General features: G+C 51.6%; 28 protein-coding genes and 1 tRNA gene. 18 read left to right on the top strand and 11 right to left on the bottom strand.

Going from position 1 to position 26,449, the window contains the following annotated elements; all coding sequences use genetic code 11:
* Positions 1-162: 162 nt before the first annotated feature.
* The 4 genes from AWJ19_RS02115 (at position 163) to AWJ19_RS02130 (ending at position 2,855) form a co-directional block, all read left to right on the top strand.
* A complete protein-coding gene (locus tag AWJ19_RS02115; protein ID WP_068721117.1) occupies positions 163-705 on the top strand; it encodes an RNA polymerase sigma factor in 543 nt (180 codons plus the stop codon).
* On the top strand, positions 702-1,157 hold the full coding sequence (locus AWJ19_RS02120; RefSeq protein ID WP_068721119.1) for a zf-HC2 domain-containing protein: 456 nt from the start codon (positions 702-704) through the stop codon (positions 1,155-1,157). Before AWJ19_RS02115 ends, AWJ19_RS02120 begins: the two co-directional genes overlap by 4 nt.
* Before the next feature lie 90 nt (positions 1,158-1,247).
* Positions 1,248-1,745 carry a hypothetical protein gene (locus tag AWJ19_RS02125; protein ID WP_068721121.1) on the top strand — a complete coding sequence of 166 codons (498 nt, stop codon included), beginning with the start codon at positions 1,248-1,250 and terminating at the stop codon, positions 1,743-1,745.
* Between the two features lie 18 nt (positions 1,746-1,763).
* A complete protein-coding gene (locus AWJ19_RS02130) occupies positions 1,764-2,855 on the top strand; it encodes a DUF4097 family beta strand repeat-containing protein (protein ID WP_068721122.1) in 1,092 nt (363 codons plus the stop codon).
* A gap of 91 nt (positions 2,856-2,946) precedes the next feature.
* On the opposite strand, the gene AWJ19_RS02135 is transcribed toward AWJ19_RS02130, so the two are convergent.
* Both AWJ19_RS02135 and AWJ19_RS02140 read right to left on the bottom strand, forming a co-directional pair.
* Positions 2,947-3,927, bottom strand: coding sequence for an aldo/keto reductase (locus AWJ19_RS02135; protein WP_068721124.1), 981 nt, complete (start codon positions 3,925-3,927; stop codon positions 2,947-2,949).
* A gap of 93 nt (positions 3,928-4,020) precedes the next feature.
* Entirely contained in the window at positions 4,021-4,800 is a 780-nt protein-coding gene (locus AWJ19_RS02140) for a glycosyltransferase family 2 protein (protein WP_068721126.1), read from the bottom strand.
* A gap of 235 nt (positions 4,801-5,035) precedes the next feature.
* Between AWJ19_RS02140 and leuB the strand changes: the two genes are divergently transcribed.
* From leuB to AWJ19_RS02165, 5 genes are all read left to right on the top strand, one after another.
* Positions 5,036-6,118: a 3-isopropylmalate dehydrogenase gene (leuB, locus tag AWJ19_RS02145; protein WP_068721128.1), complete on the top strand. Its 1,083-nt coding sequence runs from the start codon at positions 5,036-5,038 to the stop codon at positions 6,116-6,118.
* A gap of 249 nt (positions 6,119-6,367) precedes the next feature.
* Positions 6,368-6,907 carry a peroxiredoxin gene (locus AWJ19_RS02150; RefSeq protein ID WP_068721130.1) on the top strand — a complete coding sequence of 180 codons (540 nt, stop codon included), beginning with the start codon at positions 6,368-6,370 and terminating at the stop codon, positions 6,905-6,907.
* A gap of 218 nt (positions 6,908-7,125) precedes the next feature.
* The gene (locus AWJ19_RS02155) at positions 7,126-7,533 is read left to right on the top strand and encodes a hypothetical protein (protein ID WP_068721132.1); all 408 of its coding nucleotides are present in this window, start codon (positions 7,126-7,128) and stop codon (positions 7,531-7,533) included.
* A 361-nt stretch (positions 7,534-7,894) separates the two neighbouring features.
* Entirely contained in the window at positions 7,895-8,995 is a 1,101-nt protein-coding gene (locus AWJ19_RS02160; protein ID WP_068721134.1) for an ATP-binding protein, read from the top strand.
* A 144-nt stretch (positions 8,996-9,139) separates the two neighbouring features.
* A complete protein-coding gene (locus tag AWJ19_RS02165) occupies positions 9,140-10,660 on the top strand; it encodes a leucyl aminopeptidase (protein WP_082707653.1) in 1,521 nt (506 codons plus the stop codon).
* 119 nt (positions 10,661-10,779) lie between these two features.
* On the opposite strand, the gene AWJ19_RS35550 is transcribed toward AWJ19_RS02165, so the two are convergent.
* From AWJ19_RS35550 to AWJ19_RS02180, 4 genes are all read right to left on the bottom strand, one after another.
* Entirely contained in the window at positions 10,780-10,917 is a 138-nt protein-coding gene (locus AWJ19_RS35550) for a hypothetical protein (RefSeq protein WP_167360763.1), read from the bottom strand.
* Between the two features lie 97 nt (positions 10,918-11,014).
* Positions 11,015-11,197: a FeoB-associated Cys-rich membrane protein gene (locus AWJ19_RS02170; RefSeq protein ID WP_068721137.1), complete on the bottom strand. Its 183-nt coding sequence runs from the start codon at positions 11,195-11,197 to the stop codon at positions 11,015-11,017.
* A gap of 38 nt (positions 11,198-11,235) precedes the next feature.
* Entirely contained in the window at positions 11,236-13,248 is a 2,013-nt protein-coding gene (feoB, locus tag AWJ19_RS02175; RefSeq protein WP_068721139.1) for a ferrous iron transport protein B, read from the bottom strand.
* Entirely contained in the window at positions 13,245-13,487 is a 243-nt protein-coding gene (locus tag AWJ19_RS02180) for a FeoA family protein (protein ID WP_068721141.1), read from the bottom strand. Before AWJ19_RS02180 ends, feoB begins: the two co-directional genes overlap by 4 nt.
* A gap of 238 nt (positions 13,488-13,725) precedes the next feature.
* Here AWJ19_RS02180 and AWJ19_RS02185 point away from each other — a divergent pair, with 238 nt between their 5' ends.
* The 4 genes from AWJ19_RS02185 to AWJ19_RS36100 all read left to right on the top strand — a co-directional run bounded on the left by AWJ19_RS02185 (position 13,726) and on the right by AWJ19_RS36100 (position 17,412).
* Positions 13,726-14,685: an aldolase catalytic domain-containing protein gene (locus tag AWJ19_RS02185; protein WP_198536449.1), complete on the top strand. Its 960-nt coding sequence runs from the start codon at positions 13,726-13,728 to the stop codon at positions 14,683-14,685.
* 167 nt (positions 14,686-14,852) lie between these two features.
* The gene (locus AWJ19_RS02190; RefSeq protein ID WP_068721143.1) at positions 14,853-16,985 is read left to right on the top strand and encodes an EAL domain-containing protein; all 2,133 of its coding nucleotides are present in this window, start codon (positions 14,853-14,855) and stop codon (positions 16,983-16,985) included.
* A 71-nt stretch (positions 16,986-17,056) separates the two neighbouring features.
* Positions 17,057-17,130: transfer RNA gene (locus AWJ19_RS02195), tRNA-Gly, on the top strand.
* 168 nt (positions 17,131-17,298) lie between these two features.
* Complete coding sequence (locus AWJ19_RS36100) at positions 17,299-17,412, top strand: YjcZ family sporulation protein (RefSeq protein WP_206744042.1); 114 nt, start codon at positions 17,299-17,301, stop codon at positions 17,410-17,412.
* Positions 17,413-17,485: 73 nt separating this feature from the next.
* On the opposite strand, the gene AWJ19_RS02200 is transcribed toward AWJ19_RS36100, so the two are convergent.
* Positions 17,486-18,841, bottom strand: a complete 1,356-nt coding sequence (locus AWJ19_RS02200; protein ID WP_068721145.1) for a dipeptidase — start codon at positions 18,839-18,841, stop codon at positions 17,486-17,488.
* A gap of 262 nt (positions 18,842-19,103) precedes the next feature.
* On the opposite strand from AWJ19_RS02200, the gene AWJ19_RS02205 reads away from it, so the two are divergent.
* The 3 genes from AWJ19_RS02205 (at position 19,104) to AWJ19_RS35040 (ending at position 21,080) form a co-directional block, all read left to right on the top strand.
* The gene (locus AWJ19_RS02205; protein WP_068721166.1) at positions 19,104-20,057 is read left to right on the top strand and encodes an RNA methyltransferase; all 954 of its coding nucleotides are present in this window, start codon (positions 19,104-19,106) and stop codon (positions 20,055-20,057) included.
* A 50-nt stretch (positions 20,058-20,107) separates the two neighbouring features.
* Positions 20,108-20,725 carry an NUDIX hydrolase gene (locus tag AWJ19_RS02210; RefSeq protein ID WP_068721147.1) on the top strand — a complete coding sequence of 206 codons (618 nt, stop codon included), beginning with the start codon at positions 20,108-20,110 and terminating at the stop codon, positions 20,723-20,725.
* A 202-nt stretch (positions 20,726-20,927) separates the two neighbouring features.
* Positions 20,928-21,080 carry a hypothetical protein gene (locus AWJ19_RS35040; RefSeq protein WP_157889922.1) on the top strand — a complete coding sequence of 51 codons (153 nt, stop codon included), beginning with the start codon at positions 20,928-20,930 and terminating at the stop codon, positions 21,078-21,080.
* 163 nt (positions 21,081-21,243) lie between these two features.
* Here the strand turns inward: AWJ19_RS35040 and AWJ19_RS02215 are convergent, their stop codons facing one another.
* Together AWJ19_RS02215 and abc-f are read right to left on the bottom strand one after the other, a co-directional pair.
* Entirely contained in the window at positions 21,244-21,717 is a 474-nt protein-coding gene (locus AWJ19_RS02215) for an ASCH domain-containing protein (RefSeq protein WP_068721149.1), read from the bottom strand.
* 54 nt (positions 21,718-21,771) lie between these two features.
* Complete coding sequence (abc-f, locus tag AWJ19_RS02220) at positions 21,772-23,718, bottom strand: ribosomal protection-like ABC-F family protein (protein WP_068721151.1); 1,947 nt, start codon at positions 23,716-23,718, stop codon at positions 21,772-21,774.
* 450 nt (positions 23,719-24,168) lie between these two features.
* Between abc-f and AWJ19_RS02225 the strand changes: the two genes are divergently transcribed.
* Complete coding sequence (locus AWJ19_RS02225; protein ID WP_068721153.1) at positions 24,169-24,546, top strand: PH domain-containing protein; 378 nt, start codon at positions 24,169-24,171, stop codon at positions 24,544-24,546.
* 16 nt (positions 24,547-24,562) lie between these two features.
* Here the strand turns inward: AWJ19_RS02225 and AWJ19_RS02230 are convergent, their stop codons facing one another.
* Positions 24,563-25,102 (bottom strand): chromate transporter, encoded by a 540-nt coding sequence (locus AWJ19_RS02230; RefSeq protein WP_068721155.1) that lies wholly within the window; start codon positions 25,100-25,102, stop codon positions 24,563-24,565.
* Positions 25,103-25,684, bottom strand: coding sequence for a chromate transporter (locus tag AWJ19_RS02235; RefSeq protein ID WP_068721156.1), 582 nt, complete (start codon positions 25,682-25,684; stop codon positions 25,103-25,105).
* Positions 25,685-25,957: 273 nt separating this feature from the next.
* On the opposite strand from AWJ19_RS02235, the gene AWJ19_RS02245 reads away from it, so the two are divergent.
* Positions 25,958-26,449: gamma-glutamyltransferase (locus AWJ19_RS02245; RefSeq protein ID WP_241781567.1), on the top strand; the 492-nt coding region annotated here is incomplete at its 3' end.

Genomic DNA, 26,449 nt, shown 5'->3' on the forward strand with positions numbered 1-26,449 from the left:
TGGGGTGTTTTTTTGTGCTTATATTCAAGAATGTTTACGGACTTTTGCAGGGGATTCTACGGTAAAATAGGTATGAGAAATCTTTTTTGAAAAAACGTTAAGGCCTGCAGGGGAACCGGATTGCCCGGCGTCTAACGTTATGAAGAAGGAGGGGAGAACGACTTGGAAGAGGCAGAATGGATTTCAGCCGTGCTTAACGGGCAGAGCCAGGCTTTTGGACATCTGGTGACGCGTTATCAGGGCATGGTATACCGAGTGTGCATCAAAATAACGGGAGAAGCCGAGTCGGCCAAGGATATGGCCCAGGAAGTCTTCATCAAAGCCTACAAGGCGCTCCCCTCCTTCAGGGGACAGTCCTCATTCTCTACCTGGCTGTACCGGATTGCATACAGGACCTGTCTGGACTGGAAACGGGCCAATGACAGGGAATGGCGCCACCGCAGTACGGCGGATTATACAGAGAATGACTGGGTTACCTCGCATACGCCGGAGCAGGCAGCACTCAGCAAGGAAGCCTCACAGGAGCTGGATCAGAATCTGAACAGCCTCACGGAACCGTACCGGTCGGTCGTGCAGCTGTATTATTTTCAGCACCACTCCTATCAGGAAATTGCCGAACAGAAGGGCGTCTCGGTCAAAACAGTAGAATCACAGCTCTACAGAGCCAGACAGATGATGAGGAAAAGCGGGGAGGAATGGCGATGAATTGTGCAACAGTCAAAGAATGGATGCCGCATTATATCGAAGGCACACTGTCTCCGGAGATGGAGCTGAATCTCCGTCTGCACATCGAAGCTTGTCCCGGCTGCTCATCATGGCTGGAGGAGGCTAAAGCGCTCGCGGCACTGTGGAATGAGATGGAAGCCGGATTAGAAACGGCGGACTCATGGGATTTTCCCGATATAACAAATGACGTAATGGAACATATTGGACAGCTTGAAGCGGGCCGCCGTGAGCGCGCCGTCAGAGCGACAGCAGCCCGGCGCCGTACTGCACCAGGCACCTCATGGATGCACTATGGAGTTGCAGTGGGCCTTACGTTCCTGCTGCTGCAGTTCGGGGTATTTGAGAATCTGGCCTACGGCATCACCGAGATCAATGGACAGATGTCGACATCCGTTACAGCATGGTTTAATGCCCAGGGCGGCCATAAATAGAAGCATAATCAGATATTGAATCACGAAACGAATTTTGAAAGAAAACAAAGCGAAGAAGTAATGCTCACCAAACTTTTAGGAGGATATAGTATGATTAAGAAAAAACGCTGGCTTACCTTTTTCCTGGCGCTTGTACCTGGCTTGGGACATTTATATCTTGGCTTTAAAAAGCTGGGACTGCAGTATATGATCGGAGCCTCGGCGTGTATCATTTTTATTCCATCCATGCCGACGGTGTTCCCGTTCGCACTTGCCGCTCTCTGGTTCTATCAATTATTTGATGCCCTGCAAAAAGCGGCCTGGATGAAGCTGACGATCGCCGAGCATGAGCGGATGATGTTCCATCCGGACAGCTATGGAGCCCCGTGGAGCATGGGTTTGCCTCCGGTATCGGAGTATCCGCAGGATGATGTAAATCCTGTATGGCTGGGCATCGGCTGTGTGGCGGCAGGCTTCCTGCTGCTGGTGGCTACCGCTTTTCCGTGGCTCTGGCGTATTCTTACCGATATGAATATCGGGTCCATTCTTCTGTCGCTGGCCCTGATCGGATACGGCTTCAGAATGCTCAAAAAAAACTCAAAAGTATAGGAAATGGGGATTTCATCCATGGGGAGATGGAAAATCGGCAGCTTCTCTGCCGCAATCGGCTGCATCGCAGTGGGTGTATTAATAGTTTTGGCTCAATATGATGTGGTTTCATACGATACCCTGGGTTATTTGTGGCCGGCATTACTTATTCTGTTCGGACTGGAAATGCTGATCCGGCTGTTCATCCGGTCAGATGTCAAAACCCGTGTCAGCGGCTGGGCCATTCTGCTGATTATCGTGCTGGTGCTGGCAAGCGGCGGGCAGACCGTGCTGGCTGGCGGAACACTCGGCGGAATTTTCGGCCGGACGCAGCTGACCCCGCTCAGTGGTACAGTGGACATTCAGTCCAAGATCAAGCGCGTGAAGATTGAGCTGCCAAGCGGAAAGGTTATGATTCAAGGGACTGACGGGAACACCCTTGATTATGAGGGCAAGCTTGAGCTTCCGGGCAAAGACGAAAGTGAAGCAGCGGACGCTATGGAGAAGAAATGGAAGGTGTCTGAAGAAGGGGATACGCTTGTTCTGAAGCTGGATCTGGAGACGAACTGGCTGTCAAACATTCGCTTCGGCATCTATACCAAGGAACCGTATTTGAATATCAGCCTTCCGCAGAATCTGGCGGCCCTGATAGAGACCAGCGACGGGGCAGTTGAAGCCGCCAATCTTGCGGCAGGCATTGAGGTCGATACCAGCAACGGTACACTGGATATTCATGATATCACCGGCGGAGTTGATGCCCACACCAGCAATGGGACCATTTCCGTACAGAATGTGCAGGGGGAAACCGAGCTTTCCAGCTCCAATGGTGCAATCACGCTTACCAATATTGACGGCTCAGTGTCGGCAGAGAGCAGCAACGGCAGAATCACCGTTAACTCTGCAGTTACAGGCGATTGGGAGCTGGACTCCAGCAACGGCAAAATAACCGTCAGCCTGCCGGCGGCAACAGACGCTGAGATCAATGCAGAGACGAGCAACGGCGGATTGAAGGGGAATGTTAACTGGAACCGCGATGAAGATAACCAGGGTTCAGCAGTGCTGGGGACTGGAAAACATGAGGTTTCCCTGTCAACCAGTAACGGTGCAATTACTGTAGATACAGCCGAATAACAAAAGGAGCAGCCGCCCGGACATTGTCCGGCGGTGCTGCTCCTTTTTGCTGATCTGTATGAGGTTAAGGGAGTGCTAATAGTCAGGTTTGTTACCAGGCATACGCCTTCGGTGCTGCTCCGCCGGGACCCGGGAAAATTTCGTCCAGCCGCTTCAGCACGCTCTCTTCCAGCACAACCTCAAGGCAGCGCAGTGCGCTTTCGAACTGTTCCAGTGTGCGCGGTCCGATAATAGGCGCTGTTACAGCAGGATTAGCCAGCAGCCAGGCCAGGGCGATATTGTCCTGCGGCTCCCCAAGCTCACGGCTTAACTCAGCAAAGGCTTCAAGCTGGCTCTTATGCTGTTCTATGCGTTCGGCATTGCCGCCGCTGCGGCTGCCCTCAATCTTCATAAGGGCGTTGCGGCCCAGCAATCCCCCGTCCAGCGGACTCCATGGGATAACGCCAAGACCGAGTTTCTGCGCTGCCGGAAGCACCTCAAGCTCGGGCAGGCGGCAGGTCAGGCTGTATTTATGCTGCTCGGATACCAGGCCGAGGAAGCCGCGTGCCTTTGCCTCGGACTGGGCAATGGCAATGTCCCACCCCGCGAAATTACTGGAGCCGACATAACCGACTTTGCCCTGGTTCACGGCAAGCTCAAACGCGCCCCACAGCTCGTCCCAGGACACGCTGCGGTCAACGTGGTGCATCTGATACAGCTCGATGTGATCGGTCTGCAGGCGCTGCAGGGAGCCTTCCAGGTGGCGGCGGATTATATATGAGGAGAGACCGCTTTCATCGTTAGGGCCGTCAAGCTTGTCGCTCATGGCACCGTACACCTTGGTAGCAAGCACTACTTTCTCGCGACGTCCGCCGCCCTGCTTGAACCAGCGTCCAATAATGGTCTCTGTAAGCCCGGAGTTTTCGCCCCAGCCGTAAATGTTGGCGGTATCGAAGAAATTCACTCCTGCATCAAGCGCAGCGTCCATAATGCGAAAGGCTTCCTTCTCGTCCGTAATAGGGCCGAAATTCATTGTGCCCAGACAGAGACGGCTGACCTTCAAACCGGATTTTCCAAGCTTAGTATACTGCATTTCACATTCACTCCTTTTATGAAATAGACCAGTGCTTCATGGAAAACAACAGCATGTTTATTGTATCCAACCCGGGAATGAAGAGCAAATAGGTCAGGAGTTAACGATTTCCGATCTGGATAATTTAATAAAATTCTCAACAATTTCATTTCTTACGTTTTGCTGCTTGTACAAATATTCAGCCTCTTCAAGATGTTGAAGCGCTAAGTCCTTATTGTAGTGCGTAATTTCTCTTGCATAATAAATATGATTCATATAGTCGCCAGGATCATCCTGCATCGAGCTTCCGAGCAGCTTTACGTTCCGCAACGCCTTTCGTTCCTTATTTACCAGCTTAGGGTCATAACCATCGTGATATAGGCGTATCGGTAAAGAAATCCTTTTTCCTGCTACACCTTTTAAGGTAAGCTGTTCATGGATTCTTCGTTCAAAACGGATATCTCCGCCTCGAAAGAGCCGGGCAACCCCTTCTTTAAATACACCGATCACTTCATTGTCCGCAATGTTGATGTACTCAATATCAATAACAATATTCTTAGTGCCATCAGCAGCTGCCTCTTTGCAAAAGCCGCTTAATTTCCTGGCATCCTCAGGATGCAGGTATTCATCGCCGTCAATAATGAGCTTCCATTCGTACTGCGTTTTAGAGAGCGAATAATTACGTGCCGCTGAAAAGTCATCCACCCATTCAAAATTATAAATGTGGATATTATTTTTATGCTGCAAGTCAAATTCTCTGATTAACTCAATTGTGTTGTCAGTCGAGCCTGTATCTACAATAATGATTTCATCCACAGCGTCGACAATGCTGCTCAGACACCGGATGATGCTTCTTGATTCATTTTTTATAATCATAGCGGCTGATATCTTCATGATTTCCCTCCGTAATTTCCTTCGTAATTCATTATTATATTGCCTGTATTGATGATAGCAAAAAAAATCTGCCATGGGAAAGTGGAACGGTATAATTCAGTGCAGCATCGCTTCATAGGTGCTTCCTATCAAGGTCATTGCTTTTATGTATTTGGCACAGCTTGGACCGTTATGTTACAACAATATACAGAAGAACTATGCCTGCGTACAGCAGATCATTTAAGGAGTGACGGAAATGAGCGACGTTAAAAAAATCGCAGTAATCGCCGGGGACGGAATCGGACCTGAGGTTGTGGCTGAAGCGGAAAAAGTATTGAGAAAAGCGGAAGAGGTATTTGGCTATGCTTTTGAAACAGAGCATGCCCTGTTTGGTGGAATCGCCATTGACGAGCGGGGAACTCCGCTTCCGGAGGATACGCTGGAAATCTGCCGCAGTGCAGATGCTGTGCTGCTGGGAGCTGTCGGCGGACCGAAGTGGGACAATAACCCGAAAGAGCTGCGGCCGGAAACCGGACTTCTCGGCATCCGCAAAGCGCTGGGACTGTTCTCCAATCTGCGTCCGGCCAATGTGTTTGACTGCCTGAAGGATGCATCCACCCTGAAGCCGGAAGTGCTGGAAGGCACAGACCTGATGGTTGTGCGTGAGCTGACCGGAGGCATCTACTTCGGGGACAAGCTGCGCCGGCAGGGGGAACACGGTGAAGAAGCAGTAGATACTTGCGTTTACAATGTAACGGAAGTGGAGCGCATCGTGCGCCAGGCGTTTGAAATTGCAGGTAAACGCCGCAACAAGCTGGCCAGCGTGGACAAAGCGAACGTGCTGGAAACTTCCCGCCTGTGGCGTGAGGTCGTTAACCGGATCGCTCCTGAATACCCGCAGGTAGAGCTCGAGCATGTGCTGGTTGATAACTGTGCAATGCAGCTGCTGCGCCGTCCGTCCAGCTTCGATGTCATTGTGACTGAGAACATGTTCGGAGATATTCTGAGTGACGAGGCAGCGATGCTGACCGGTTCGATCGGTATGCTTGCTTCTGCTTCACTGGGTGAGGGCAGCTATGGCTTGTATGAGCCGGTACACGGCTCTGCTCCTGATATCGCAGGTCAAGGCCTGGCTAACCCGATCGCGACCATCCTGTCGCTGGCTCTGATGTTCCGCATGACCTTCGGGTATGAGGATGCAGCTGCGGCTATTGAAGCCGCTGTGGCAGAGGTGCTTGATGCCGGACACCGTACAAGTGATATTGCTGTAGATAAGAGCAAGGCGATTAGCACTACCGAAATGGGCGATCTGATTGTTGCAGCAATCCGCAAAGCGTAAATCTGCCGCTATATTCCTTCTTTGACGCAGAAAGACAATAAACTTCACAGAATGTTGCTTATTTATAATAATTATAAAAAAGTAATGAGTGTAATATTGACTTTGATTTAGTGCGATGATACCATTTGGTCTATAGCAACAGGTAAGTGGCCAATTCATTCAATCAATAGAGCATATTGCCTCATTCCCTCGGCAGGGGATCATGCTAGTGGTTGTTTTTCTTACATATTTAAAGGAGGAATTTAAGCAATGGCAGAACGTTTGGTAGGTAAGCCGGCACCGGACTTCATAATGGAAACAGTAACTGGCGACGGTAAAGATTTTGGTAAGGTTAGCTTGTCCGACTACCGCGGCAAATGGCTTGTATTCTTCTTTTATCCGCTTGATTTCACATTTGTGTGTCCGACTGAAATTACAGCACTCAGCGATGCAGCAGCAGATTTCGCTGAGCTGGATACCGAAATTCTCGGCGTGAGCGTTGACTCTGTCCACAGCCACAAAGCATGGATCAATACACCCCGTGATATGAACGGCCTTGGGCAGGTAAACTTCCCGCTGGCTTCGGATATCACCAAGAAGGTGGCCAGTGATTACGGCGTACTGATCGAAGAAGAAGGCGTGGCTCTCCGCGGGCTGTTCATCATCGATCCGGACGGCGAACTGAAATACCAGGTCGTTAATCATAACGATGTGGGCCGCAGCGTGGAAGAGACACTCCGTGTACTGCAGGCTCTGCAATCCGGCGGTCTGTGCGCCATGAACTGGAAACCGGGCGACAAGAACCTGTAAGGGTTGTCTGCTCTTTGAGAGACTAATGAGAACCTCCTTGCCGGAATCTTTTTCCGCCAAGGGGGTTTTTTGCAACAAAATGCCTGTAACTTCCAGGATTGTTGTTTGAAAATAGGCGCTGAGGTTAATATAATGCCTGTAGGAGAGGAATCTCCGGTATCATTTTGTAATACAATAATAAGAAATCAATGGAACATACCCAAGGAGGGTGAACAATAATGAGCTTTTGCTGTGGAGCGAGTATGGTTGGAACGAAGGGAACCCTTAAACATTATCGCACGCAAGTCCATAATGTTCCCCTGCTGTTTTGCCCGGTATGCCACCGGGTAGAGGTACATTACAAAGTCGAGAATGAGTATGAGATTCTTGCGGAATATGCTCATGGAGATGGCGTTACTGACGTTGATTTTCAGGATTATGTGATGGAAGACGAGGAAGCGATTTTTGAGAATGTCATTAATATGGAGAGCGAAGACCCGCTGGCCATTATCCGGAGCCAGATTGACATGGCGCTTGACCTCCTGGCTGTTGCCAAGCAGATCGGGGACAGCAAATGGGAGCGGGAGCTTAAAAAACGTCTGGCTGTAATGAGCCAGCGGCGTCTCCGGCTGCAGCAGAAGGCCTGATTCGCAGCATTCTCCATTTGTTTTTGGCCGGATACGGCTATATTGCAGTAAAGGCCTCCGTGTTAGCGGAGGCTTTTTTGCGTGGATTTTATAATAAAACCGGGTTTTCCGCTGTTATGTGAGGATCACGATAAAATTAGTATGCCTTAAGAATCATTTTAACAAGTTTTTTGCCATTCGACAGTTTCTCTGATTGCGTTGTCTTCTTCTCTTGGATATGATTGGAATATAGTTGAAACGGTTGGATAATATAATACGATTTCCGAATGTTCTGGCGGCTTCGTCATATACTCATTTACATAGTAATTTGATGTCGCTTAAGCGTCTATGCCAAATGCAGTAAAAGGGGGAACTTCGTATCGTGATAAGCCAATTTCAGGAAAGCTTGCTTTTGCCAAGAACGTTTCAATCCATGATGATGAACTCTACATATGAGGATGTGCTGGAGCACATTGACAGTGGAATCATGCTGTTTGATGAAGATGGAGTTTTGACTTTTTTAAATAAACAAATGTACGGTATACTTGAGCTTCCGCGCCATTCCCTTCTGGGCTGCACAATGACTCACCTGCTGGCGAATATTCAGCTGAACCGCTTTAAGAAAAAGCAGGTACTGCGCGGATACCGGGAAATGGTGCAGAAGGGTAAGCCGAATTACGAATTTGTAGATGAATATGGCCGTTACTGGCGGGTGACTCTGCATACCGGTGAACAGATGAAGGGTAGCTACCTGTATACGTTTAAGGAAATTTCCGATTATAAGCTGATCGAGCAGACCGCCTACCAGAATGATAGTCTTGCTATGCTGGGTAAATTATCCGCCTCTATTGCACATGAGATCCGGAATCCGCTGACGGCAATCCGCGGGTTTATCCAACTCCTTCATCCCCATCTGCATCAGCTGGGCAAGGAGGAATATGCCAAGATTATTCTCGCAGAAATTGACCGGGCCAATGACATCATTCATGAGTTTCTGACATCATCCAAACCCTCTGCCCCACAGGTAACCCTGATTCCTGTATCGGCATTGCTTAAAGAGGTGGTACTGCTAACGGAGAGCGAGGCCTTAATGAAGGGCTGCCAGATTGATCTCCATCCGTTTCATGATAATATGATCATATCCGGAGATGCCAAGCAAATGAAACAGGTAGTGTTGAATATGATAAGAAATGCAATGGAAGCGATTACAGAGCGAGCGGATGATTGTATAGGCAAGATTGAGGTCGGGGCCCGCAGAGAAGGTGCAGAGGTCCGCATCTTCATCTCTGATAACGGGAAAGGGATGGATATTTGTACGCTTGACCGGCTGTTTAATCCCTTTTTCACTACCAAGGAGAATGGGACGGGACTCGGACTGTCCGTCAGTGACCGGATTATTAAGAACCACGGCGGCTGCATTTCGGTCAGCAGCAGAATCAATGTGGGCACTCGGTTTGTTATCTCCCTGCCCCTTATACAATAGTCGGGCTGTTATCTGAGCGGGCCATGCATTATAATATAATGATCTTAAAGAGGCTGATTCCTGTGTTGCACGGCTAGTGCGGGAAGTCAGCCTTATCTGCGTGACCAGGGTCCGCAGGCTTCATGAATGGCGGGAGGAAAGACAATGAATATTGAATGGAATAACGAGAGCCTCTCTGCCGGGCCAGAAGGTGAAGTGTTATGTATTATTGTATCCGAGACCGAGCTGGATGGCGGCAGACTTGCGGCAGAATGGAACAAGAGTATAGAGCCTGTGGTCAAAGCAGGGCTCTTTGCGGGCAAGCTGAATCAGACATATATACTCCCGCTAGCGGATTCGTCCAGATACTCTGCAGTTATTCTGGCCGGAAGCGGAAAGGAGATTCCTGGTGCGGGTGAGCTGAGAGTGCTTGCGGCACATATCTCCCGGGTGGCTGTCCGGATGAAGGCTGCAGTGCTTACCGTTGAGATACCTGAATACCTGCTGGCTCAGGGGATAACGGCGGCACAGGCACTGACAGAAGGGCTGTTGCTTGGCGAATACCGCAGGAAGCATTACAAGCAGGAGCAGGCTTCCTATAAGGTGCCGTCAACAGTTAAAATGCAGCCGAAGCTCCCTGCAGAAGATGCGCTGGAACAGAGCTGGCTTATGGGAATACAGCGGGGATCGGCTTTTGCGGATGCAACCAATCTGGCGCGTGAGCTGACTAATCTCCCCGGTAATCTGCTGACCCCATCCGGGCTTGCGGCGGCTGCCATTGAAATAGCTGAGCGGCATGGACTACCGGCGGAGGTGCTGGATGAACGGGAGATTGAGCAGAAGGGGATGGGGGGACTATTTGCTGTAGGTAAAGGCAGTGTACATCCCCCGCGGATGATTGTCATCCGTTATCAGGGAGCCAGTGAATGGAGTAATGTGACAGGTATTATAGGCAAAGGAATCACCTTTGATACCGGCGGTATTTCGCTCAAGCGGGCACCTGGTATGGAGGATATGATCAGCGATATGGGCGGTGCAGCGACTGTGCTCGGTGTCATTGAAGCGCTCGGCAGATTGCGGCCGCAGATCAATGTAGTCATGGTCATTCCTGCCGCTGAGAATATGCCTTCAGCAGGAGCCTTCAAACCGGGTGATGTCATCACTACGCTGAGCGGAAAGACGGTAGAGGTACTGAACACTGATGCCGAGGGCAGGGTGGTTCTCGGTGATGCATTGACCTATGCCAGAGAATGGGGAGCAGAACGGCTCATTGACGTAGCTACGCTTACAGGGGCTGTTCTGTCTATCCTGGGGGATACTGCTACCGGTGCTGTTACTAACGATGAACAGTTTTTACAGGAGCTGCTGGATGCCTCCAAGAGGTCAGGGGAGCAGATCTGGCAGCTTCCGGTATACCCCGAATTCCGCGAGATGCTGAGAAGCGAGGTGGCAGACATCCGCAATGCTGCAGGCCGATTCGGCGGGGCTTCTACAGCAGGGCTGTTTATCGGCGAGTTTGCCGAAGGGGCTCCGTGGATTCATCTGGATATAGCCGGTACGGCATTTCTGTCCAAGGAGCGGGGCGTCAATCCTAAGGGAGCCACGGGAGTCATGGTCCGGACGCTGCTGGAATATCTCCTTGGGCTCAGCGAGGAATCCGGTCCGGGCCTGCCTGGGCGCAGGTAGAAAGGACAGGGGAAACGTTCGGCCAACAAAAAAGCCGTAAAGTCCGGGGAACGGACTTTACGGCTTATTAGCATGCATTAGCTGTGATTGGCGACTTCCTGTGTGCGGGCTGAGTCGGTTCAGCCGTTACGTTTAGCCTTAACTTGATTAGTGAAGGACTGGATACCATTCATTAACTTGTTCCGGGTGTCTTTGTTTCTAAGCAAATATACTGCTCCCAATGCTGCGGTAGTAAATAACGTTTTTTTCGTATTCATAGTTATTCCTCCTTAGGTAGTGGTCTAGCTGCAATTGCTTATAACAAACATACCCCGATACCAAAGTGTTTAAACCTGCTGTATGAAGTTGGCAGCCCTACAGTTTGCCGTCAGCCGCCCCTGAGCTGCAGGAGAAAGGCGAATCCAGCGAGGCTGCCGAGCAGCTCTTGCTCTTGTCACAGCCCGCACAGGCCCCTTGCTTGCCTTTCTGCACATGACGGTAGATCATCCACCCGGAATAGCCGAAAACCGCAGCTACGATCACAATATTGACTATCATTATTTATTCCCCGCTTTCTTCATGACCATCCCAGGTCTTTACGACCATCCAAGTAACCGTCCGCCTTGAAAAATAATAAGCGACACCAGATACGCCAGCGCCAGTGAATAGCCCATAGAAAAGAAAGTCCACTTCCAGGACGCTGTCTCCTTCTTGATTACACCTACCGTAGCCAGGCAAGGAATATAAAGCAGGATAAAGGCCATGAAGCTGACGGAGCTAAGCGGTGTAAACACTTGTGCAATTTGATTTTCCAGTCCGGCGTTATCCGGAGTGTGGTAAATGATATTCATCGTAGATACAACCACCTCTTTGGCCAGGAAGCCTGGAACCAGCGTCGATCCGGCCTGCCAGGTTCCGAAGCCGAGCGGCTGCAGGACCGGTGCAATCAGCCCGCCGAATTTGGCCAGGAAGCTGTGATCCATATCCACATTGAAGCCGGTTGGACCTGCATAGGACATTAGCCAGATAATGACTGAGCCTGCCAGAATGATTGTTCCCGCTTTACGCAGGAACCCCTTTCCTTTCTCCCATGTGCTGCGGCCGAGTGTCTTCAGCTGCGGCATGCGGTAAGGAGGCAGTTCAATGATAAATACGGAGGACTCATTCTTGAACAAGTGCTTCGAGAACAGCTTGCACAAAATCAGAGCAAAGACAACGCCCATCACATACATTGCCAGGACTGCGGTAGCCTGCTGGGCAGGGAAGAATACAGCTGCGAACAGGAGATAAACAGGCAGCCGGGCAGAGCAGGACATCAGCGGCATCAGCAGGGTTGTCAGCATCCGGTCTTTAGGCTGTTCGATGCTGCGCGCAGCCATTATCGCCGGAACGTTGCAGCCGAAGCCGATAATAAAGGGAATAAAGGCCTTTCCGTTCAGCCCCATCCGTTCCATAGTACTGTCCATGAGCAGACACACACGGGCCATGTATCCCGAGTCTTCCAGGAAGGAAATCATCAGGAACAGGATAAAGATCTGCGGAACGAATACAATTACACCGCCCACACCGCCGATAATACCGTCCACAATAAGCGCATGGGTGAATTCTGAAGCCCCGATGCTCTGGAGCAGAGAGTTGGCACCGTCACTGAACGGGCCGGCTATGAAGCCGTCAACCATATCGGAGAGGGGGCCGCCAACCCAGTCAAAGGTGGCTTTGAACATGGCATACATAAATACAAGGAACAAAGGAAGTCCAAAATAACGGTGAGTAAGAATGGAGTCCAGTCTTTCCGTCAGAGTATGCGGCTTCTGGGCAGTTGTATCCATTGCTTCAAGGCATAAGGAATGAATATATTCCTTGCGGGTTGAACGGATCCATTGAGGCAGCGTCAGGGCGAGCTTCCGGCTTTGCAGCTCGCTCTGCACAGCATCGCAGATGCCGAGCAGGCGTCCGGTATCAAAGCGTTTGCGTAGCAGCTCCAGGACTACCGGGTTCTGCTCCATCAGCTGAAGAGCAATCCAGCGGTGGTTCGGCAAGCCGGCGGTCTGCTGCAGCTCATGCTCGATAGCCTGGATGGCCTGTTCAACAAGTTCCCCATAATTAAGCCGGAAGCTTACCGGCGGAATGCTGGAGGTTTCCTTCAGGACAGTAAGCACTTCACCGCTGCCTTTGCCGGTTCTGGCGATAAGCGGAAGGACTGGAATACCCAGCTGCTTCTGCAGGATTTCAGGGCTGACCTGAATACCGCGCGCCTTGGCAACGTCAATCATATTGAGGCCCAGCACAGTAGGCTTTCCATACTCAAGGAGTTGCAGAGTGAGAAGCAGATTGCGCTCCAGCTGTGATGCATCAACGATGTTAACCAAGGCTTCCGGAGATTCCTCGATTAAATACTGCGCAGCCACACCCTCATCACGGGAGAGCGGATGAAGAGAGTAAATCCCGGGCAGATCGATCAGCTTGCCGGCGCCGTTCTTCAGGCTGCCGACTTTTTTCTCGACGGTTACACCCGCCCAGTTCCCGACATATTCGTAAGAGGAGGTTAGCGTGTTAAAAAGCGAGGTTTTCCCCGTATTAGGGTTGCCTACAAGAGCGACTGAACTCATGATACGTTCACCTCGATCCGGGAAGCGTCCTTCCGGCGTATGGCAAACAGCTGCCCGTTACACTCCAGTGTGATAGGGCCCATGAAGGGACCTTTACCTTTCAGGGAAATCATAACGCCTTCAGACACCCCTAGATCTGCAAGGCGCCGCCGCAGAATAGGATTCATACCTTCAATTCTATAAATGGAACCTGTCGTGCCCGGTTGTAAGCGAAGTAAAGAGCAGGATGTAGAGGCCATTAATAATCCCTCCAAAAGAGACTGATAATCAATCTCAGTAATTTCTTGTAATGTAGCATTTTGTCCGGATGCTGTCCATGATTTTAATCACGGCCGTTCGGGCTGAAAACAGATATGGAGGATAGCAGAATAATCTTTACATTTTATTCTTCATTAAAGTATGATTGTACGATAATGATTGCATAGTAAGCTTATGCTGGCGGAAATAATGAAGGATACGCTGAAGGGAGAACAAATTGTGAAGAATAATCAGAGTAAAATTGTCGATTGTACCATCCGTGACGGAGGCCTTGTTAATAACTGGGATTTTAGCGTCGAGTTTGTACAAAAATTGTATGCCGGTCTGAACGAGGCTGGTGTTGAATATATGGAAATCGGCTATAAAAATTCCCCTAAGCTGCTAAAGGGGGCGGAAAGCGCCGGACCTTGGCGGTTCCTAAATGATGATTTTCTGTGCAAGGTTATTCCTCAAAAGGGCAATACCAAACTGTCTGCGCTGGTTGATATCGGCCGGGTCGATGAAAATGATATTCTGCCGCGCAGCGAGAGCATGCTGGATCTGATCCGTGTGGCCTGCTACAGCAAGGATGTGGACAAGGCGCTGCAGCTGGTACAGATTTTCCATGACCGCGGATATGAAACGACCATTAATATTATGGCGTTGTCCAATGTAATGGAGAATGAGCTTCTGGAAGCCTTTGATATGATCCGCGATAGCGTTGTAGACGTGGTATACATTGTAGATTCATACGGCAGCCTGGATCACAATGACATCAAATACCTGGTGGACAAGTTCAAAACCCACCTTCCAAACAAACGGCTGGGCGTGCATACTCATAACAATCTGCAGCTGGCCTTCTCCAATACTCTTATTGCCTCAGAGCTCGGAGTAGAACTGCTGGATGCCTCCTGTTACGGAATGGGACGTGCCGCGGGCAACTGCCCGACCGAGCTGCTGGTTACCCACTTGAAGAACACGAAATATACGCTGCGTCCGGTGCTTGATGTTATTGAGCAGCTGATGATTCCGCTCCGCGAAAAGGAAGAGTGGGGATATATCATTCCGTACATGATTACGGGTACCCTGGACGAGCATCCGCGGTCGGCGATGGCACTGCGGGCATCGGAAGACAAGGATAAGGCTGTTGACTTTTACGATAAGCTGACAACACCTGAGGTTACTTTCGGGGATAAATAGCTTTTATCTGGGCAGAAGCACTGACCTCTAATCGGGGGCAGTGCTTTTTCTTTTATATTGTATGGGGGGGAATGTAACTTTACAGGACTTTAAAGCCGATATTTATAGAAGAGCTTGAATACATTATCCATACTAATCATAGATATCATTTCAGACGCGAGGGACTTATGAGACAAGAAGAGAGAAAGACAATTCAGGCAGCAGTTTTAGGGGCGGTGCTGTTCCTTCTGATTCAGATTTTCCGTACTCCGCTTAGCCAGATTGAGAACCAGGATGTAATGCTGGCGCTCTATCTTATAATCGGCTGCTGCAATATAGCATTCGGTTTTGCGATTTTTGCCCAAGGCAGCCTGTTTTTCTCCGATACATTATCCAAATCCAGACTGTACATCTCCGCTTTGTTTCTAGGGGTGTGCACTTTTGACTTTTTACACACATTGAGCTTTGTGGGTATACCGGCAATCTCCTCGATCATCAGTCCGGACCAGTCCCTCTGGCTGCTTACCTTCTCGCGTCTGGCCAGCGCCCTAGGCATCCTGTTTATATTCAGCAAGGAAGACGAGCCGGTATCTGTAAGAGGCAAGAAAAAAGTACTTACTGTGTCCCTTGTCGTTATCGCTCTCTCACTGCTGGTGCTGGTATTCAGTGATGTCCTTGCACCGGAATTACAGGCTTCCTCCTGGCTTGGTACGGTCAAGCATCTGGTAGATATGGCGGTTCTGTTTATCTATCTGCTTAGCGTGGGAATGATCGTATATCCGGGCAGAATTGAAAAATCCGCTTCAATGCTCATTATTATCCGTGCTTTAATCTTTTTTGCGCTGGCCCAGGTATTCTTCATGAATCTGCTCAGCGTGGGGGAGATGGATAATCTCTTCGGCATGCTTAGCAGCGGGGTCGCCTATTATCTGATGCTGACCGGGGTTTACCGGCTGACGATTGAAGAGCCGTTTCATGAGAACCAGCAGGCTGAAGCAAGAATTAACTATCTGGCTTATCATGATGATCTGACAGGCCTGCCCAACCGGCGGCGGCTGATGCAGCGTGTTGAAGAAATGATGGCCCATAGTGTAAAAGCAAAAGGGAATGGCGGTTTTTCGGCGGTAGCCATCATGAACATCAACCATTTTAAAAATATCAATGACTCCCTGGGGCATAATGCCGGTGATCTTCTGCTGCAGCTCGTATCGCAGCGGATCCTGAATGAGGTAAAGACTCATGAGGAGCTGTTCAGTATGGGAGCGGATGAGTTTGCTTTCCTGATGACAGAACGGACAGGGGTGGAAAGCTGCCTGGTCCGCGCATCCAAGCTGCTGCAGCTGTTTGAAACACCTGTTCAGCTCGAGTCCGGAGAGTATCATATTTCGTTAAGCCTGGGGATGAGCATTTATCCCGGAGACGGAAATACAGCAGAGCAGCTGATTCAGAATGCGGATACGGCAGTGCATAATGCCAAAGAGCAGAATGTGGAAATCCGGCGTTATATTCCGTCCATGCAGATGAAGGCCAAAGAACGGCTGAAGCTGGAAAATGATCTGCGCCGGGCCCTGGAGCGGAATGAATTCTATCTTGTCTATCAGCCTCAGGTACAGCTTGAAACAGAAGAAATTGTCGGTATGGAGGCACTGCTGCGCTGGGAGCATCCCAAACGGGGGATTGTCTCACCCGTCGAGTTTATCCCGATTGCCGAAGAGAGCGGGCTGATCGTTCCAATCGGCGATTGGGTGCTGCGAACAGCCTGCCAGCAGAACAAGGAATGGCAACTGGCGGGCTACCGGCACATCTGCGTCTCGATTAACCTGTCCATGCGCCAATTTCTGCAGCCGAACCTCGCCGGTAAAATAGACGCCCTTCTGCAGGAGATCGGACTTGATCCGTGTTATGTTGATCTGGAGATCACGGAGAGCATGACCCTGGACAAGGAGACTGCCTTCGACCAGCTTAACCGTCTGAAGCGGCTGGGTGTTTTCATCAGTATTGATGACTTCGGCACAGGGTACAGCTCGCTGCATTATCTGAAGAACATGCCGATAGACCGGCTGAAGATTGACCGTTCCTTTGTCTCCGATGTAATGGAGGACAGCAACAATGCGGCTATTGTTTCTACGATTACGTCAATGGCCCATCACCTGAAGCTGAAGGTTACGGCAGAAGGCGTGGAGAACAAGGACCAGCTGCACTTTTTGCGCCAGCAGCATTGCCATGAAGCCCAGGGTTATCTGTTCAGCAAGCCGATCAAAGCGGCAGAATTTGAAGCGGCCTTCCTGAAGCCTCTGCTTGGTATAACGGTACAAATGTAAAATACAATAGCCATAGGGTTGCGTTTTATTCTGTGGGATGATACAATACTCTTTGTCTTCATTGTATTTACGCGGGTGTAGTTCAATGGTAGAACTTTAGCCTTCCAAGCTAATAGCGTGGGTTCGATTCCCATCACCCGCTCCAATATTACATTCACGAACTCTTGCGCAGCAAGGGTTTTTTTGCGTCTTCCAGCAGAATGCTTCATCCGGTAAAGCCTGAAATAGGCTGCTATTATCTGGTGAACCCAATCAATATACAGCCCGCAGGCATATTCTAAGCTGTATCCACTTGCAAAGGAGGAAGAAATCCATGAGCGAGAACGTTGCTGGTTATGGCGGAGGCTTCGGCGGAATGACTTCTACGGCTGCAATTCTGGTCCTGTTTATTCTGCTGGTTATCATCTCAAAGGCTTTTATACTGTAGTTCTGTAAAATAAGAAGCCAGGGTTCCCGCGTTTTGCGGAGACCCTGGCTTTTATTGTTGTATGTAACCGGGATTAGACGGTTTTGAGGAACTCGACAATGGTCAGCAGGCCTTTATCAAAGTTCTCCAGGTTGAAGTGCTCATCCGGAGCATGCAGGTTCTCGTCATCCAGGCCAAAGCCCATCAGCACAACGGGGGCCTTCAGGATGCGGGAGAAGCTCTCCATGATCGGGATCGAACCGCCGTCTTTGGTGAAGAGGGCGCGTGTACCGTAGACTTTGCCAAAAGCATCCGCTGCGGTCTGCAGAATCGGATCAGAAGGATCAATATTGAAGGCGCGCGCTTTTTCCATCTGCTTCACATTTACGGTGGCACCCTTCTGGATGTTCGCCTTCAGGTGAGCTTCCACAGCATCAAGGATATGCTGCGGGTCCTGGTCGCCGACGAGACGGCAGGTGATTTTGGCATGGGCTTCCTTCGGAATAACAGTCTTGCTGCCTTCACCCTGGAATCCGCCGTAGACGCCGTTAAGCTCCAGGGTCGGACGGGCGCCTACACGCTCAACGAAGCTGTAGCCTTCTTCGCCGTAGAGCTGCTCAAGGCCGAGGGATTGTCTGATCTTCTCTTCGTTCACGCCCTGCTTGGCGAATTCCTCACGCAGCAGCGCAGACAGCTCAGGCACGCCCTGGTAGAAGCCTTCCACAGCTACGCGGCCCTGGTCATCATGCAGGGAGCTGAGCAGGGACACAAGAGCATGCAGCGCATTGGGTACCCCGCCGCCGTACGACCCTGAATGCAGGTCCGTGGAAGCCGTGTGAACAGTAACCTCCATGGAGCAAAGACCGCGCAGTCCGGTGCAGATTGCCGGGCGTCCGCGTTCAAGCAGGGCTGTATCGGAGACGAGTACGGCATCAGCCGCCAGCTTGTCCTGATTAGCTTCCAGGAACGGAGGCAGATGGATGCTGCCGATTTCTTCTTCGCCTTCTATGCAAAGCTTGATGTTGACTGGCAGTGTGCCTTCCTGCTTGAGAATGGCTTCAATAGCCTTGATGTGCATGAACACCTGGCCCTTATCATCGGTTGCTCCGCGTGCATACAGCTTGCCGTCACGGATCTCCGGCTCAAACGGAGGGGTGGTCCACAGATTCAGCGGATCAACCGGCTGCACATCATAGTGGCCGTAAACCAGAATAGTCGGCTTTCCCGGAGCGTGCAGGTAATCGGCATAAACGACGGGATGACCTGCTGTAGGATGGATTTCGATGTTTTCCAGTCCGGCGCGCTTCAGGGTATCAGTCAGCCAGATGGCGGCGGATTGAACGTCCTCCTTGTGTACAGAAAGGGCAGAAATACTTGGAATGGACAGCCATTGCTTCAGTTCGTCCAGCTGAGCTTCACGCTCAGCCTGAAAATATTGTTCATAGGACATAAGGGATATGTACCTCCTTGGAGTTTCGCTGCGCATAACCGTCAGGTAAAGCTCAAAACCTCAACCGGGCCGTTAATTGACCACCGGCTGGTTTGGCAGTGTAATGCCTCCATTATACTGGAGAAGCTCCCGGAATCAAAGCAGACTTGCAGTTATTGATTACGCCCCATAACCGTGCTAGACTTAACTGACTTATGAGCAGACAGGAGCGGGAGTGACAGTGTCAGTGAACATAGAACCAGGCAAGGAGCAGGAAGGGCAATTGAACCGGCAGGAAGCAGATCCTGCTTATATTTATACGTATGCTTGCTCGGGGGACGAGCAGGATTTATGCGGAATGGAGCTGCGCTGCCTGTTCGGGAAGGACATCCCGCAGGGGATTTTCGGGAGCGGAATCAGGGTAGAGCCCAGCCGCAGCCCGTTCATCAAGGAAATGATCGAGGTTATGTACATAGGCGACAGCCTGCCGGAGATTTATGACCAGACGGAGCAGGTTGAGCTGAACGGAAAGACATTCAAGGTCATTTTTGTGAAGACCAACGATCTGCCGCCCGAGCACAAAATAGAATACAACGAACGCAGGGTGATCGAGCGCGAAATCGGCCTGCGTATCGAAGGGGAAGCGGATGTGAATCATCCGGAGCTGGTATATGGCATCGTGACGTTGGGCGGCCGCTGGTATTTCGGAACCTACCATAAGAACAACGCGACCTGGTTCCGCCAGATCAAGAAGCCGCGCAGCTATTCCATTGCCCTCAGCACACGTGTAGCCCGTGCGGCAGTCAACATGGCTGTACCGCAGCCGGAGGGTATCCGGGCTATCGATCCCTGCTGCGGCATCGGGACGGTTATGATCGAAGCGCTGTCCATGGGAATCGATATCGTCGGCCGGGACATCAATCCGTTCATTGCCCAGGGGGCGCGGACCAACATTGCCCACTTTGGCTTCGAGGCCCCGGTCACTTTAGGGGATATCGCAGACATAACGGAGCATTATGATGCAGCAATTGTGGACATGCCTTATAATCTCTACTCCAGTATTACACCGGAGGAGCAGTTTGATATTCTCGTCAACGCCCGCAGAATTGCTGACCGGGTTGTCATTGTTGCGATAGAGGCGATGGATGAGATGATCAGCAAGGCCGGATTTGAGATTATCGACCGCTGTGTGGCCCGCAAGGGTGCTTTTTCCCGCCATTTGATGCTGTGTGTGTAAAGTAAAGGCGACCCGCCATATTATTTTATCCTTGGAGTGGAGGTACGAGCATGGAAGAGAAATGGTTAACATGGGCCAAAGAAATCCAGGCCATTGCCCAGACAGGGCTGACATATGCGAAGGATGTCTATGATATTGAACGTTACCAGGCGCTGCGAGAGCTGAGTGTAGATATTCTGGCGAACTATACTTATGAGAGCAAGGAGAAGATCCGGCTCGCTTTTGCCGGGGATGAGGGGTATTGCACGCCAAAGGTGGATATCCGCGGGGTTATTTTTCAGGACAACAAGATTCTGCTGGTCCGCGAAAACCTGGACGGGAACTGGGCGTTACCCGGCGGCTGGGGGGATATCGGGCTATCGCCGAGTGAAGTAGCGGTTAAGGAGATTGCCGAAGAGTCAGGGTATCAGGCAGAGGCGGTGAGGCTGCTGGCGGTGCTGGACAAAAAGTTTCATGAGCATCCGCCGGAGCCGTATCATGTCTACAAATTTTTCATTCTGTGCCGGATTACGGGCGGGGAAGCAGCCGAAGGCGTGGAGACGGACGGAGTAGGCTTTTTTGCGGAAAATGAACTTCCGGAGCTGTCCCAGGAACGTAACACAGAGAAGCAGATTAGAACGCTTTTTGAATTCCTCAAAAATCCCCAAAAACCAGTCATATTGGACTAAGCTGCTGCATATAATGAAGAGCAGGGCTATTATAAGTTTTATTAGACAAAAATTGGTTAATAATTATTATGAAAGCAGTTACAAAACAAACCGCTGAGCCTTTGTATCTAAAAATAAGTTGCGGAAATTCTATCTTTTTAGGCCAGGCGGTCTACATTTTTTCCTCTACTGTGACGATAAGATATTTTAGGAGGGGATCGCAATGGAACAAGAAGAGTTAAGACTTCCGCTTACACAGGAGAGCAAAGTACGTCCTGCCGAAGGCAATATTGCTACCGGGCTTGTATGGGGCGTCCTGATCAGCATTCCCTTATGGATCTCGGTATTCGGCTGGATCATGGGAATTTGGCGGTAAACACATCGCTAAATAATAGCTATACTAAATATACTAATACGGATAAAGGCGGTTTCTTTATGACAAAGAAGCGGCCTTTTTGGTTTAAACAGCATTACTGCTGCATGACTGTTATAAAAAAGGCTGGCCCCCTGGAGAAGGGACCAGCCTTTTAAGCTTCCGGTTAAGGGAGCTGCTTCACATGCACCACACGGAAGTTCTCGCACACGACGGGCATCGCCGGATCGAAGGACATGCCGTAACGCTTGAATTCTCTTGTGAAATAGACCTCGTGCTCATGGCGCCACGACTCCAGGGAACGGTCATCCTCGCCCTCGGAGTAAGCGAACTCTGCAGTCACTTCGTTGAAGGGGACAGTCTCGATACGGATAGTTTCAATAATCGCCTGCGGCGCGCCCTCCCCGTCCAGCAGGATTGAATGTCCGCCGATAAAAGGCAGGCTGATGCCCTGCTGTTCATAGACGGTCTTGTTTGAGGCAGTCCCGGTCTTGATTCCTTTCAGCACCAGCTCCAGCAATTCATCCGCCAGCCGCGGACTGTCGCCGAAGGCCCAGGCGCTGTCGAATTTATCTGCCGCCTCAGGGTGCTCCTCCACGTAAGCTTTCCAATATTCCGATATTGCTGTGTTTTGTGTCATTGTTATCACCTTTATTTTTTTATTGTTGTGACGGGCAAATATTCCTCGGAGGCCTCACTGCTCAGTTTCTTCCATCCAGGCTGCATACAGCTCATCCAGCTCCGACTGTGCCGTATTACGGGTATGCTGCAGCTCAGCCAGCTTCATTGCATCACTGGCGATGCCGGGTTCAAGCATTTCGGCGTCAATCCGGCCGAGCCGCTCCTCGGCAGCGGCGATTTCCTGCTCCCAGGCTGCAGCTGTGCGCTGTTTACGGGAGTCGGCTGTGCCGTTTGACGGGGAAGGAACCTTATGCTGTAGCCCGCCCTTGCCGGCAGGCAGGCCTCCGTTACCCGCAGGTGCACTGGAAGCGGCAGCAGCCTGTTCCGCCTGAGCCTGTTTCTCCTTGTAGTACTCATAGTTGCCGTTAAAAGCGTGGAAGCGGCCGTCCTCAATCGCCCAGAGCTTTCCGAAGCAGCGGTTGATGAAATAGCGGTCATGGGAAACTGCCAGCACCGTGCCCGGGAATTCCTCCAAGGCTTCTTCCAGCGCTTCCCGGGAATCGATATCCAGATGGTTGGTCGGCTCATCCAGGATGAGCAGGTTCGGCCGGCGGTGCATCAGCACCGCGAAGCGCAGCCGCGTCCATTCCCCGCCGGACAAACCCGCGATAGTCTTGAACACATCGCTGCCGTAGAAGAGGAAGCGGGCCAGCTGCCCGCGGGCTTCGCCTTCCTCCATGCCTGCTTCCTCGCGGAAGTAGCGGAGCACAGACAGCTTGCCGTCCTCAGGCACAGCCTCCTGGGCAAGATAGCCGACGGCCGCCCGCGAGCCGAGCATGCAGCTTCCGCTGTCCGGCGTCTCCTGGCCGAGAATCATCCGCAGCAGCGTGCTCTTGCCTGCACCGTTACCGCCGATCAGCGCGGCCGTTTCACCGTATCTCAGAATGTCGCTGGCGCCGGTGAAGAGGGTGCGGCTGCCGTAGCTTTTGCTGATCTGGTCGAGGGTGACGGCCTGATTGCCGGTCCGGTCCTCCTGCTGCAGCTGCAGATCCATAGCTTTGCGCTCCAGAACCGGCCGCTTGATCTTGACCATCCGGTCAAGCGCCTTCTGCATCGAAGCAGCCCGGCGGTGGAAGGAAGGGTTAGGCGGATTGGAACGGTTGCCCCATTCAATCAGCCGTTTGATGCTCTCCTGCATCTGCTTGATCTTCTTCTGCTGCTCCTGGTAATCGGCGAACTGCTGAAGCAGCCGGGCTTCCTTTTCCACCTGATAGCCGCTGTAATTGGTGTGATAGGTGATGGCTTCGCCATCCTCGATCTCGACAACCTTCTTGACTACGGCATCCAGAAAATAGCGGTCATGAGAAATCGCCAGCACGGTGCCATCATAGGCCAGGAGATATTGCTCCAGCCATTCAATAGCCCCCATATCCAGATGGTTGGTCGGCTCATCGAGCAGCAGCACATCCGGACGGCGCAGCAGCAGCTCGGCCAGGCCGACCTTGGTTTTCTCGCCGCCTGAAAGAGAAGCGAATTCGCGGTCGTATTGGGAGGCGGCGATGCCGAGTCCTGAGGCGACACGCTGGATGGAGGCATCAATTTCATATCCGCCTGCTGCTTCGAATTTCTCCTGCAGGACGCCGTATTCCTTGAGCAGCCTGTTCCAGGCGGCTTCATCCGTCCCGGCGTCAAGTCCGGACATCTGCTGCTCCAGCTCCCGCAGGCGGCTCTGCCAGGCGAGAGGCTCAGCGAAGCTGCGCTGGAGCACGGTATAGACGGTGTCCCGGGTCTCGGCCTCCTGAATCTGTGCGAGCAGGCCGACAATACTGCCCCGGCGGATGGAGATCTGCCCCTGATCCGGGCGTTCTTCTCCGCTCAGCAGGCGGAACAGGGTAGTTTTGCCGCAGCCGTTGCGGCCGATCAGGCCGATTTTTTCGCCCTGGCGTATATCGAAGGTGATGTCGCTCAGAACAAGCTGGGCACCGTGGTATTTCTGGACATTTTGACATGAGATAATCATAGGTATTCTCCTTTATATAATGCCTGCAGCCGCTGTTCTCCCGGATAGAGGGGCGAAAATGGACACAAAAAGACCGCGAGGAAATTTCCCCGCGGCCCTGAACATTCTCCGGTAGTATAGCTTATCCGTTGAAGTGTGGCTGGAAAGGCATTTCACAATTGTGTAGTGTTATTGAGTTCTTGTAAATGGACAGACTTCTCCCGTTGTTGGCATTTACATGAACGATGCCAGACATGATAGTAATCAGCCGGCTGTTAACACTATTAGTCACATTGTGATCCATTTCCCCACACCTCCTTTTTACAAATTTAAGGTTAGTTTAACCAATATCGCCGAAAGATGCAAGAGAAAAAAGCCTGATTACTGCAATCATATATCTTCGGCGGAACAAGTAGGATGTAAAAGGGCGCGGCGGCGCCCGGAAACTTTTCTGAGGAAAGAGGCGGGGATATGACGATTTTTGACGGTCTGCTGGGGAATGCGACCCAGGTGGAGCTTGCTGATGTACAGCGTGAATACGCACGGATTCTGGCTCCAGGCGAGAGAATCGAGCGGGCATACAAACTGATCCGGGATATGTTTATTTTTACCGATAAGCGGCTGATTCTCGTGGATAAACAAGGTATGACCGGCAAGAAAACACAATATCATTCGATCCCTTATAAAAGCATCTCCCATTACTCTGTGGAAACGGCAGGTCATTTCGATCTGGATGCGGAGCTGTGTCTGTATGTATCGGGCAGTAGCCTGCCGCTGAAGAAGACATTCAATAAATCGGTCAATATTTATGAGGTGCAGGCGGTGCTGTCACAGTATATTCTGAAATAATGTTCCGGCGTTAGTATCAGATGGTATAAGGGAGCACGAGCGCTCCATAGGCAAAAGCGGCCACAATCACCAGTGCGGGATGCAGCTTCAGCCACTTCATGGCGGCAAAAGCAACAGCGGCGATCATCAGCGTCTGCCAGATCCCGATGGCTTCTGCCGGGCCTTGGGCCATTTTAATCGTCAGCACAGTCATCATAACTGCGATAACCGGCTGTACAAGCAGCGTCATCCCTTTAACGACAGGCGACTGCTTGTATTTCTGCATGATCCGGAGCAGGATGATCAAGGCGGCGGCCGAAGGGAGGACTGTAGCGGTCAGCGCCAAGACTACGCCAAACCAGCCGAAGACGTCATAGCCGACGAAAGCAGCGATTTTGGTGGCAATCGGACCCGGCAGGGCATTGCCGAGCGCCAGCATATTGGAAAACTGCTCATCGGTCAGCCAGCCGAAATGGGGGACAATTTCCTCATACATCAGCGGGATGGAGGAGGGGCCGCCGCCGTAGCCCAGCAGATTTGCCATAAAAAAGCCGTAGATCAGCTCAAGCCATTCCATTTAGCTGTTTCCCCCCTTGCTTTGCTTTTTGGCGAGTATCCGGTAGTGAACGGTTCCATAGCCCAGAAAAAGCACGATTACGATGGCCGGATGCACATGCAGCACCTCCAGCAGCACCAGGGCCAGCAGCAGAAAAGCAGCTCCGATCCATTTCCCCAGCCCTTTAAACGCCTTTTGGGCAAATTCATAAGCCATCATCCCGAGCATAACCGCGATCACAGGTGAAACAGCAGCAATCATACCCGCTACTGTCCGGGAGCCGCTTAAATAATTGACGGCCGAGAGCAGGGCGATCATCGCAATACAGCTGGGTAAAATGTGGGCAAGAACGGAGAGGAAGGCTCCCCGGACTCCCTTCAGCTTGTACCCGAGATAGGCTGCCATTTTGGTGGCGATCGGGCCGGGAAGGGCGTTGGCGATGGCCAGTGTCTCCCCGAATTCGTCGTCGCTAAGCCAGTTGTACCGGGTTACGGCATCATGGCGGATCAGCGGAATGACAGAAGGCCCTCCGCCGTAACCGAGTATGCCTGTTCTGCACATGGCAACGGCAAGCTGTACATAATCATTTTTGGCTTTTTTCACAGAACCCCTGCTAAGAGATGTATGCAGGACAGCCGGACTTCAGCAAGATAGTACATTTATGCAGCAGCTGAAACGGAACATGGTTTTGGAACATTCTATACCAGCCGTTGCCGGTCAACTACCGGGAAAACGCGGTATGCCAGAATCTTTGTGCACCGTATACAAAAAGAGGTGTCCTGAATTTGAGTTTGTTCTTAGTGCATTGACAGGGGAATTTGCCGTACGGTTAAATGACGGTAACTTTAAGCGAACTGCAGAGGGGGATGGCGCATGATGAAACAGCCGGTGACCGGTGCAAAAACAATGGTGGTCAGCCCCCATTACCTGGCTTCCGCCGCAGGTGCGGAAATCCTGTACAAAGGCGGCAATGCTTTTGATGCGGCGGTGGCGGTCAGCGCGGCGCTGGCCGTGGTATATCCGCACATGACGGGGCTGGGCGGCGATGCTTTTTGGCTCACGTACAGCGCAGGCGAAGGGCGCGTTCGGGCCTATAACGGCAGCGGACGGTCCGGCTACGGCGTCCGCCGGGACCTGTACGCCGGGGAAGCTGCGATTCCCCGGCGCGGTGTGCGCAGCGCCATTACGGTGCCCGGAATGGCGGACAGCTGGGCGGCGGTCCAGGGTGAATACGGCCGCCTGTCCTTCGCGGAGGTGCTGGAGCCGGCGATCAGCCACGCCTCCGCGGGGTTTCCGCTGTCCCCGGACCAGCACGGGGGCAGCTTGCTTGCCGGAGCCGCGCTGAGCCCCGGCGCGGCGGCGGAGTAC

Source organism: Paenibacillus sp. DMB5 (assembly GCF_001517085.1).
Classification (GTDB): domain Bacteria; phylum Bacillota; class Bacilli; order Paenibacillales; family Paenibacillaceae; genus Paenibacillus_AQ.

What these genes read in the sequence shown, in the direction of transcription:
- AWJ19_RS02120 (WP_068721119.1), top strand. Translation starts at nt 702, where the DNA reads ATGAATTGTGCAACAGTCAAAGAATGGATGCCGCATTATATCGAAGGC.
- AWJ19_RS02125 (WP_068721121.1), top strand. Translation starts at nt 1,248, where the DNA reads ATGATTAAGAAAAAACGCTGGCTTACCTTTTTCCTGGCGCTTGTACCT.
- AWJ19_RS02130 (WP_068721122.1), top strand. Translation starts at nt 1,764, where the DNA reads ATGGGGAGATGGAAAATCGGCAGCTTCTCTGCCGCAATCGGCTGCATC.
- AWJ19_RS02135 (WP_068721124.1), bottom strand. Translation starts at nt 3,927, where the DNA reads ATGCAGTATACTAAGCTTGGAAAATCCGGTTTGAAGGTCAGCCGTCTC.
- AWJ19_RS02140 (WP_068721126.1), bottom strand. Translation starts at nt 4,800, where the DNA reads ATGAAGATATCAGCCGCTATGATTATAAAAAATGAATCAAGAAGCATC.
- leuB (WP_068721128.1), top strand. Translation starts at nt 5,036, where the DNA reads ATGAGCGACGTTAAAAAAATCGCAGTAATCGCCGGGGACGGAATCGGA.
- AWJ19_RS02150 (WP_068721130.1), top strand. Translation starts at nt 6,368, where the DNA reads ATGGCAGAACGTTTGGTAGGTAAGCCGGCACCGGACTTCATAATGGAA.
- AWJ19_RS02155 (WP_068721132.1), top strand. Translation starts at nt 7,126, where the DNA reads ATGAGCTTTTGCTGTGGAGCGAGTATGGTTGGAACGAAGGGAACCCTT.
- AWJ19_RS02165 (WP_082707653.1), top strand. Translation starts at nt 9,140, where the DNA reads ATGAATATTGAATGGAATAACGAGAGCCTCTCTGCCGGGCCAGAAGGT.
- AWJ19_RS35550 (WP_167360763.1), bottom strand. Translation starts at nt 10,917, where the DNA reads ATGAATACGAAAAAAACGTTATTTACTACCGCAGCATTGGGAGCAGTA.
- AWJ19_RS02170 (WP_068721137.1), bottom strand. Translation starts at nt 11,197, where the DNA reads ATGATAGTCAATATTGTGATCGTAGCTGCGGTTTTCGGCTATTCCGGG.
- feoB (WP_068721139.1), bottom strand. Translation starts at nt 13,248, where the DNA reads ATGAGTTCAGTCGCTCTTGTAGGCAACCCTAATACGGGGAAAACCTCG.
- AWJ19_RS02180 (WP_068721141.1), bottom strand. Translation starts at nt 13,487, where the DNA reads ATGGCCTCTACATCCTGCTCTTTACTTCGCTTACAACCGGGCACGACA.
- AWJ19_RS02190 (WP_068721143.1), top strand. Translation starts at nt 14,853, where the DNA reads ATGAGACAAGAAGAGAGAAAGACAATTCAGGCAGCAGTTTTAGGGGCG.
- AWJ19_RS36100 (WP_206744042.1), top strand. Translation starts at nt 17,299, where the DNA reads ATGAGCGAGAACGTTGCTGGTTATGGCGGAGGCTTCGGCGGAATGACT.
- AWJ19_RS02200 (WP_068721145.1), bottom strand. Translation starts at nt 18,841, where the DNA reads ATGTCCTATGAACAATATTTTCAGGCTGAGCGTGAAGCTCAGCTGGAC.
- AWJ19_RS02210 (WP_068721147.1), top strand. Translation starts at nt 20,108, where the DNA reads ATGGAAGAGAAATGGTTAACATGGGCCAAAGAAATCCAGGCCATTGCC.
- AWJ19_RS35040 (WP_157889922.1), top strand. Translation starts at nt 20,928, where the DNA reads ATGGAACAAGAAGAGTTAAGACTTCCGCTTACACAGGAGAGCAAAGTA.
- AWJ19_RS02215 (WP_068721149.1), bottom strand. Translation starts at nt 21,717, where the DNA reads ATGACACAAAACACAGCAATATCGGAATATTGGAAAGCTTACGTGGAG.
- abc-f (WP_068721151.1), bottom strand. Translation starts at nt 23,718, where the DNA reads ATGATTATCTCATGTCAAAATGTCCAGAAATACCACGGTGCCCAGCTT.
- AWJ19_RS02225 (WP_068721153.1), top strand. Translation starts at nt 24,169, where the DNA reads ATGACGATTTTTGACGGTCTGCTGGGGAATGCGACCCAGGTGGAGCTT.
- AWJ19_RS02230 (WP_068721155.1), bottom strand. Translation starts at nt 25,102, where the DNA reads ATGGAATGGCTTGAGCTGATCTACGGCTTTTTTATGGCAAATCTGCTG.